This window comes from Psychromonas sp. (assembly GCF_983033635.1).
Genome location: NZ_CEZLMY010000033.1, coordinates 5202 through 12886, shown reverse-complemented (window position 1 = coordinate 12886; position 7685 = coordinate 5202). Strand labels below are relative to the sequence as shown.

The 7685-nt window shown below is 42.5% G+C and carries 10 protein-coding genes; all 10 read right to left on the bottom strand.

Translation table 11 applies throughout. From position 1 onward, the window contains the following. Positions 1 to 298: 298 nt before the first annotated feature. A complete protein-coding gene (hypD, locus tag AC4GME_RS06795) occupies positions 299 to 1411 on the bottom strand; it encodes a hydrogenase formation protein HypD (RefSeq protein WP_490379175.1) in 1113 nt (370 codons plus the stop codon). Then, a complete protein-coding gene (locus AC4GME_RS06790) occupies positions 1404 to 2237 on the bottom strand; it encodes an enoyl-CoA hydratase/isomerase family protein (protein WP_490376880.1) in 834 nt (277 codons plus the stop codon). The genes hypD and AC4GME_RS06790 overlap by 8 nt, the downstream gene beginning before the upstream one ends. Before the next feature lie 10 nt (positions 2238 to 2247). After that, complete coding sequence (locus AC4GME_RS06785; RefSeq protein ID WP_490376879.1) at positions 2248 to 3078, bottom strand: formyltransferase family protein; 831 nt, start codon at positions 3076 to 3078, stop codon at positions 2248 to 2250. Next, positions 3078 to 4088, bottom strand: coding sequence for a hydrogenase expression/formation protein HypE (gene hypE, locus AC4GME_RS06780; protein ID WP_490376878.1), 1011 nt, complete (start codon positions 4086 to 4088; stop codon positions 3078 to 3080). The genes AC4GME_RS06785 and hypE overlap by 1 nt, the downstream gene beginning before the upstream one ends. 48 nt (positions 4089 to 4136) lie before the next feature. Beyond that, positions 4137 to 4373 carry a HypC/HybG/HupF family hydrogenase formation chaperone gene (locus tag AC4GME_RS06775; RefSeq protein ID WP_490376877.1) on the bottom strand — a complete coding sequence of 79 codons (237 nt, stop codon included), beginning with the start codon at positions 4371 to 4373 and terminating at the stop codon, positions 4137 to 4139. A 21-nt stretch (positions 4374 to 4394) separates the two neighbouring features. After that, complete coding sequence (locus AC4GME_RS06770) at positions 4395 to 4640, bottom strand: hypothetical protein (protein WP_490379174.1); 246 nt, start codon at positions 4638 to 4640, stop codon at positions 4395 to 4397. A 1-nt stretch (position 4641) separates the two neighbouring features. Next, complete coding sequence (hypB, locus tag AC4GME_RS06765) at positions 4642 to 5481, bottom strand: hydrogenase nickel incorporation protein HypB (protein ID WP_490376875.1); 840 nt, start codon at positions 5479 to 5481, stop codon at positions 4642 to 4644. Further along, positions 5482 to 5826: a hydrogenase maturation nickel metallochaperone HypA gene (hypA, locus tag AC4GME_RS06760; RefSeq protein WP_490379173.1), complete on the bottom strand. Its 345-nt coding sequence runs from the start codon at positions 5824 to 5826 to the stop codon at positions 5482 to 5484. Then, on the bottom strand, positions 5819 to 6343 hold the full coding sequence (locus AC4GME_RS06755) for a hydrogenase maturation protease (RefSeq protein ID WP_490379172.1): 525 nt from the start codon (positions 6341 to 6343) through the stop codon (positions 5819 to 5821). The genes hypA and AC4GME_RS06755 overlap by 8 nt, the downstream gene beginning before the upstream one ends. Before the next feature lie 25 nt (positions 6344 to 6368). Next, positions 6369 to 7685 (bottom strand): Ni/Fe hydrogenase subunit alpha (locus AC4GME_RS06750; protein WP_490379171.1); only part of this gene is annotated, 1317 nt, incomplete at its 5' end.

The window sequence follows — 7685 nt, the reverse complement described above, 5'->3', positions numbered from 1 at the left end:
GTTTATCAAATAGTTGTATTTTACAATAGGCGGGTCCTATTGTTGAAAGGCGGAAAAGCTGTTGTAGAAAGGTGAAAAAGTTCCGTATTTGCGCTGGAAACACGGAATACAAGCTGCACAGTGTGAAAAAGCATGTGAATGGACGTGTATGGCCTTTTTGAAACTGACTATTGTGTCGAGCGTAATTCAGTAGTTGTAGTGTGAGTTGCTAGCTGGGTGGTGTTAAGTAAGGAAAATTATAAAGGGCTACCGCTGCAGCGCCAGAGATTTAAGGCGTAGCTTAAAATCGCCAGCCCTTTTAAATAAAATCTATGTTAATTTCAGAATAGCTATATCTGACATGGCAGGTCCCTTCCGGGGACACCATACAGGGACCAAAGGGGGAGCTGGGGGTGCAGGCTTTTTTAAATAATTTACAATCCTGCGGTTCAACTTCTCCGAGCATCACGCGATGACAGACACAGCTTGGGTGATGGGCTTGTGGCGGATAATCCGGTTTGCAGATAAGCTGTTTTCTTGCATCAAGAAAGGCATATTTATCTTTAAGGATGTAGGCGGAATCCTCGATCATATCAATACCACGCCAGATCCCCGCTTTAAGATCAAACACTTCATTTAAACATTTTTGACCGATCAGATTACCCTCTGTCTGGATGACTCTTGTGTAGCAATTGATAATTTCGTATTGATTGCTTTTAATCTGTTTTAAAAGTTCCCGAATAGCCAGCAGAATATCAACGGGTTCAAAACCAGCAGCGGCGCAGGGCAGCTTAAATTCATTGTGCATAAAATCATAAACCCCAAGCCCAGTAATCGCTGTTGCATGACCTGCTAGTAGAAAACCTTGTAAGGTTTCATCATGCACCTCCATTAATAATTTTAATACCGGCGGCATATAGCGATTGGCGATCAGAAAAAGCAGATTTTTAGGGATTCCTGATTGTATCAATCCGGCAATTCCTGCTGCCGTTGTTTCAAAACCGACAGAGAAAAAAACAAAGGTTTGCTGCGGAGAGTCTAAGGCCAATTTTATCGCATCCAGCGGGCTGTAGACGATTTTTACACTGCCGCCGTTAACTCGCGCCTCCTCTAACGAGGTTTTAGTTGCAGGTACCCGCAATAAATCTCCGAAAGTGAGCACTGTGACCTTGGGCTGCAGAGAAAGGGTGATCGCTTCATCAATCGCCTCGACGGGGCAGATACAGACAGGACACCCCGGTCCGGCAATAAGCTTAATATGTGCGGGTAAAAATTGGCGGATGGCGTAGCGGACAATGGCATTTTCATGGCTGCCGCAAATATGCATGATTTTTACCGGCGCCATATCCTCACTGATTAACTTGATCTCTTGTGCCAGCTTATTGACAATCTCCCGGTTTTTAAAGGCATCCAAATTTAGTTTTTTATTCATCGCAGTCACTTTTATTGCTATCGCTGATATTGCCCGGTGCAGCGCAGAGAAAGGGTTGTTGGCAACTGTTTTTTTCTACAAAACGGCTTCTTGCTGATTCGAACTCCGGATGATTGCAGCACTCTTTCATTTTTTCTAATTCAAGTTTTACCTGACTCTCCATCTCATCCAGTAAACGGTGATTAAGCACGGTTTTAGCCGCTAATCTGGCATCAATATTGGTTGAGGCTAAATATTCAGCCTTGGCTGTTATATTTTCTGCAAAAGCGTCCAGATCGCCAGAGACTAGCTGATGAATTAATCCTAAGCGTAAGGCTTCACTTGATGAGATAGGGCATGCCTCATAGAGTAACTTTTGCGTACAGCCGTAACCTATCATGGCGGGTAAAAGTACCGACCAATATTCAGAGCCGCACAGGCCTAAATTGGCATAGGAAGGGTTGAGCACTACGTTTTTTCTGGCATAGCGTAAGTCCGCTGCAATTGCCATCATAACGCCGCCGGCAGAGGCAGAGCCCTGCAGGGCGCTAATTACTAATTTAGTGTCTGCTGTTAAAATGGCATGTACTATTTTGTTCAAGGCTTTGAGGTTTTTATAAGCCAGAATAGAGGCGTTATATTGTAAGTGAATGGCATTTAAGTCAATGCCGTTGCAGAAAAAGTCAGGGCCGCCCCAAAGTACAATTACTTTTATGGAGTCATCTTCTTTGGCAGATTGAATGGTTTCAAAAAGCTGCCTGCAATCTTTTAAATCCATTGCACCATTGTGAATAGGGAATTTAATATGCCCGACATTATTGAGAGTTTGATAGCTTATTTCGCTCATTTAAATTCACTCAAAACGTTATTTCCGATTGAGCCAGCAGATCGACTGGCCGAATTTTTATATTTTCAGTAATGCGTGCCATTCGCGAAATCCACACGCAGCCGTCCAGTGTACTTACACAGATCTGACCGTCATGCTGCATAATAATCTCTCCCGGTGTCTCTTTTAAATAGGTATCAGACTCGCCAATGCGCGCGCCGTAAACAAGATAGTGATTATTCTCAATTATTGCCGGGGCACCTGGCTGGCTGTCGCCCGCATGAATCTTTTTAATTATAGCCGCTGTTGGTTGATCCCATTTAATGCTCAGCTGTTGCTGTGATATTCGTCTTCGATAAAGAGGATCGGCTAATAGAGGCTGTTTGTCTGAATAATAATGCGTTAAAGCAAGGGGAAGTATCTCCAGAGCCCAATCAGATATCTGTTGTCGATAGATAGTCGACAATGATGCCACAGGCAGTCTGAATTTAGCTTGCGCCCAAACAGGCCCTGCATCCCACTGCGCATTGGCTTGAATAATAGAGACAGACCAGTCCGTTTTTCCTTCTAAAATAGCCCAGTTTAATACACTGGGTCCAGCTTCATCCGGGGGGCCCGGATGAACAATAAAACAGGGGATGGCAGACCAGATCTGATCGGGAATGTAATGCTCTAAAAAGGGACAAATAATCAAGTCGGGCTGAAATGCTTTAATGCCCGCTGGATTAATTCCCACCATTAATTGACTCTCTTTAAATAAATGAGAAAAATTAACCCAAAACTTCTGACTCAAGCCATTAAAGGCACTGCATAGAAACAGACATTTTTTATTGCTAAGTCTAATCAATAAATCATTATCCATTAACAGATCCTAGGTAATTGCTCACCAAGCGGCATCTCTACCATTCTTAAGCTACCGATAGTGGTTTCAAGGGTGACTTTGCCGACGTTTCTATCCAGTACTTGGCCGATAATGGCACTCTCTTTGCCAAGCGGGTGCTGCTGCATCGCTTGCAGCACTGCCCCCGCATCTACTTGGGGAACAATCGTAATTAATTTACCTTCATTGGCAATAATCAGCGGATCTAATCCCAGTAGATTGCAGGCAGCTTGAACCGAATCACGAATTGGAATGGCGGACTCTTGAAGGCGTATCTCTATCTGACTTGCTTGGGCTATCTCATTTAAGGTGCTGGCAAGTCCGCCTCGGGTGGGATCTCTTAGTAGATGGACATTGGCAGAAGCATTTAATATTGTGGCGACCAGGGTATGCAGGGCGGCTGTATCCGATTGAATAGTGGTTTCAAAAGACAAGCCTTCTCGCTGTGACAAGATGGCAATACCGTGATCGCCGATATAGCCATTGGTGATAACAACATCCCCAACTTGTGCATTTTCCGGTGAGATTTTCTGCTGGTGGTTAATAATACCTATCCCTGAAGTGTTAATAAATATGCCGTCACCACAGCCTCGCTCGACCACCTTAGTATCACCGGTCACTATTTTTACTTGTGCTGCCTGTGCAGCGGCAGCCATGCTGTTAACTATCTCTTTTAGGTCATTAATCGGCAGCCCCTCTTCAAGAATAAAGGCTGCGGAAAGAAACTTAGGCACGGCACCGCACATGGCAATATCATTCACTGTGCCATTGACGGCAAGATCGCCAATATTCCCCCCGGGAAAAAAATAGGGATTAACCACAAATGAATCGGTGGAGAAAGCCAATTGATTGCACTCTATGGTTAACAGCGCGCCATCATGAGCCTGATTTAAAACCGGGTTGTTAAATGCCGGGAAAAACAGTTCATTGATAAGCATGTTGGAAAGACGACCTCCACTCCCATGAGCCATTATAATGCTTGATGATGTCATAGCTTATCCTAAGTTTTGTTGTTTCTGTATTTGTGCCCGTACGGGATGTTACTCCGCGTTTTGTGTTTGCCATTGGCCAAAAAGTTGCAGGGTTTTTAAGGCTGCCTCTTCATCGAGTTTGCTGATAGCAAATCCGGCATGAACAACAACGTAGTCGTTAACTGCAACTTCATCAATCCACTCAACGACAACCTCTCTTACTATTCCGCTAAAATTAACTTTTGCTGTTATCGGCACTGATGATTGATTAATAGAAATAACCCGTCCCGGGATTGCTAGGCACATAGGCAACTCTCTTATTTAGTTTTATTTATTAACTGATGTTTTTTTAAGTGTATCCTGCAGATCTAATGATTTTTTGCTGCGCTGTTTCTTTAAAAAAAACAGGACTATTTTAAAGAGGGCGAAAGCGACAAAGGCTATCGTAAAAGCGATAATAAGATGATCGAGTGCATGCCAGGCATCAGAGCTGCCTGCTAAAGAGTGAGCCCATGCAGAATTTGCAGTTAATAGCGTAGTAAATAATATAATGAATGGGATTCTTATTTTCATTTTAAAGATCCTTTTTATTATTGGAACAATAACCAGATTGCAGCTCAGCTTTATTGGCAATTAACCAATTGCTGAATTGAGCAATATTTTCACCTGAAGTGGCTGAAAGTTGAATAATCTCTATATCGGGATTGATCTGTTTTGCATATTCACAGCATTGTTTTAGATTAAAATTAACGTAGGGAAGCAGATCGATTTTGTTAATAATCATAAGGTCGGCGGCATGAAAAATTTCCGGATACTTTAAAGGTTTATCTTCGCCTTCTGTTACCGATAAGATAACAATTTTATTATTTTCTCCTAAATCAAAACCAGCAGGACAAATCAGATTACCGACGTTTTCGATAAACAAAAAAGCATTTTTTTGCATATCAAGATGGTCAATCGCATGACCCACCATATGCGCATCTAAGTGACACCCTTTACCGGTATTAATTTGCGTCGCTTTAACACCTGTTTCTCTGATTCGCGCGGCATCGATAGCGGTTTGCTGATCACCTTCAACCACATAAATAACATGTTGTTTTTTTAAGCGGTTGATAATTTCCGTTAATAATGTGGTTTTACCTGATCCGGGACTGGAGATGAAATTCAGTGCGAAAATATCGTCGGCCTGCAACTTTTGCCTGTTTTGTTCGGCGTAATAATTGTTTTTAGCTAAAAGATTTTGTTCAATTTCAAGCATGCGGGATCCACTTAGACGGGCTACGGAAGCTGCTGCTGAATTTTGTTCACAATCAATATGCTGATGTTCAGAGATAGGATCATGTTGATGATCAGCATGCTTATGCATAGTTTCAACTGCGTGTTCGGCTTTATTACAACCACAGATATTACACATTTAATTCTCCACCTGTAACGATTTAATGATCATTTGCTCACCATCGATAATTTTAATGCGCATCTGACCGCAAAAGCGACAGGGCTCATACCAGCTTGAGGTGATAATCGGTTGATGACAATGCTGGCAAATACCCTTGGCAAGCTTATCCTGAATCACAAGTTCAGCGCCTTCTGCCAAGCTGTTTTTGGCTGCAGCGTCAAAACAAAAAAGCAGAGCCGATTTTTCGATTCCGGCTAACACGCCAATTTCTAATGTAATTTTAATCACCTTTTTAAAGTCATGCGTTAATGCATTTTCCTCTATCATTTCGATAAGACTTTCCGCAATTGACAGTTCATGCATCGGGCTTATCCTCTGCAGTCACTGCGGCGTGCTGCAGTAACTGCACAGGATCTTGACATGCTAATAATTCCTTTAAAAATTGCGTGGCGAGTTTAATATTTTCTTCAGCCTGTTTTGATAAGGGCGCGCCAAGCTCAAAACAGTAACCGCGAACACTCAATACAAAGGCGGGGGGGCATTGTTTATTTTGTGTTTTTTCATAGATTGTCATTAATGCTTCCGGGCTTAATGCATGAGTGGTATATCCAATCTCCGCAGCCGTTATAACGGGTTCAATTTGATAGGCTGTGTCACCTTGAAAGCTTGCATCAATAAAAACAACGCAGGCATCCTCACTAATATCGTAGATATGTTCAGGCTGCAGTTGAAAATCTTCTATAAGTTGAATATTTTCAAGTAAAAATTGCTCAATAAACTGTTTAATAACTTGATGCAGGCAGGGGCCGATGGCGTCATCCCCCCTGCTTGGATTGCCCCAGGTAAATAGGTTTAAAGCTTGCCGACACGCTTTTTCCATCACTACCTCTTTTTTAATGTAATAGTCATTGTCTTAGAGTGCCATCTGCATCTTTAATTAACTGACTGATAAGTTCTCCGCTTTGCTGGTGGCGCATTTCAACTTTCAGCGGCATTTTCCCGATGGCATGGGTGGCACAGGATAAACAGGGATCATAAGCACGAATAGCGACTTCTATATTATTTAAAACAGCTTCGCTGATTTCACGGCCATTAATTTGTTGATTGGCTACGACGCGTATCGATTCATTTAATGCGCTATTGTTATGGGTTGTCGCGACAATCAGATTGGCTTTGCTGATAAGATCATCTTCATCTACCTGGTAATGATGAAATAGAGTTCCACGAGGTGCCTCAATAACCCCTATGCCTTCATTTTGGCGTTTACCCTGAACAATCAGATCGCCTCCCGTAATGATAGAATCGTTAAGTAACTGTTTGATTTTTTCGGCAGAAAAAAGCAGCTCTATCATGCGTGCCCAATGGTAGGCCAATGTAGAATGAACCGGCTCTTTTCCGCCATAAGCGATAAATTCCTGACGCGCTTTTTCAGCCCGCGGCGTCGATATATAATCACAATTATTGATCCGGGCTAATGGGCCCGTGCGATACCAACCTGATTCTTTGCCGAGCGATTTAATAAAAGGGAATTTCATATAAGACCATGATTTTACTTCTTCCTGAATCAGATTTTGGTAATCACAATAATCCTGCTGATCAAACAGTAGGTTACCGCTGGCATCTTTTAATCTTAATTTGCCATGATAAAGATCCAGTTCACCATTTTTGCCAATTAAACTTAAATAATTAGACCTTAATAGCGCGAAGTTTTTGTGGAAAGGTTCATTGGCTAAATAACAATCTCTCGCCGTTTTAACCGCGCACTCTGACCAAGCGATAATTTGTTCAATATCACCGAGAAGATAGTTATTATCCTCCCGGCTTAATGGCTTATTCATCCCCCCCGGGATACAGCCTGTACCATGGATTCTCTTACCGCAAATAACTCTTATCACCTCCTGACCATACTTCCTTAGTTTTACGCCCTGAAGAGCGAGTTCAGGATGTTTATCAATCACACCCACGATATTTCTGCAGTCAATATCACTTTCAAAACCAAACAGTAAATCGGGAGAGCTAAGATGAAAAAAATGCAGGGCATGGGACTGCAGAGTTTGCCCATAATGTAACAGCAGTCTTAATTTATAAGCCGTTTCAGTCAGCTCTGTTACACCTGCAATCATATCAATCGCCTTACCTGCTGCGATATGATGGCTCACCGGGCAGATACCGCAAAGTCGCTGCACTAATATAGGAATTTCCCAATAGGGACGTCCCTGAAT

Bases quoted from the DNA above. Each gene is read 5' to 3' on its own strand.
- hypD (WP_490379175.1), bottom strand. From the start codon at position 1,411: ATGAATAAAAAACTAAATTTGGATGCCTTTAAAAACCGGGAGATTGTC.
- AC4GME_RS06790 (WP_490376880.1), bottom strand. From the start codon at position 2,237: ATGAGCGAAATAAGCTATCAAACTCTCAATAATGTCGGGCATATTAAA.
- AC4GME_RS06785 (WP_490376879.1), bottom strand. From the start codon at position 3,078: ATGGATAATGATTTATTGATTAGACTTAGCAATAAAAAATGTCTGTTT.
- hypE (WP_490376878.1), bottom strand. From the start codon at position 4,088: ATGACATCATCAAGCATTATAATGGCTCATGGGAGTGGAGGTCGTCTT.
- AC4GME_RS06775 (WP_490376877.1), bottom strand. From the start codon at position 4,373: ATGTGCCTAGCAATCCCGGGACGGGTTATTTCTATTAATCAATCATCA.
- AC4GME_RS06770 (WP_490379174.1), bottom strand. From the start codon at position 4,640: ATGAAAATAAGAATCCCATTCATTATATTATTTACTACGCTATTAACT.
- hypB (WP_490376875.1), bottom strand. From the start codon at position 5,481: ATGTGTAATATCTGTGGTTGTAATAAAGCCGAACACGCAGTTGAAACT.
- hypA (WP_490379173.1), bottom strand. From the start codon at position 5,826: ATGCATGAACTGTCAATTGCGGAAAGTCTTATCGAAATGATAGAGGAA.
- AC4GME_RS06755 (WP_490379172.1), bottom strand. From the start codon at position 6,343: ATGGAAAAAGCGTGTCGGCAAGCTTTAAACCTATTTACCTGGGGCAAT.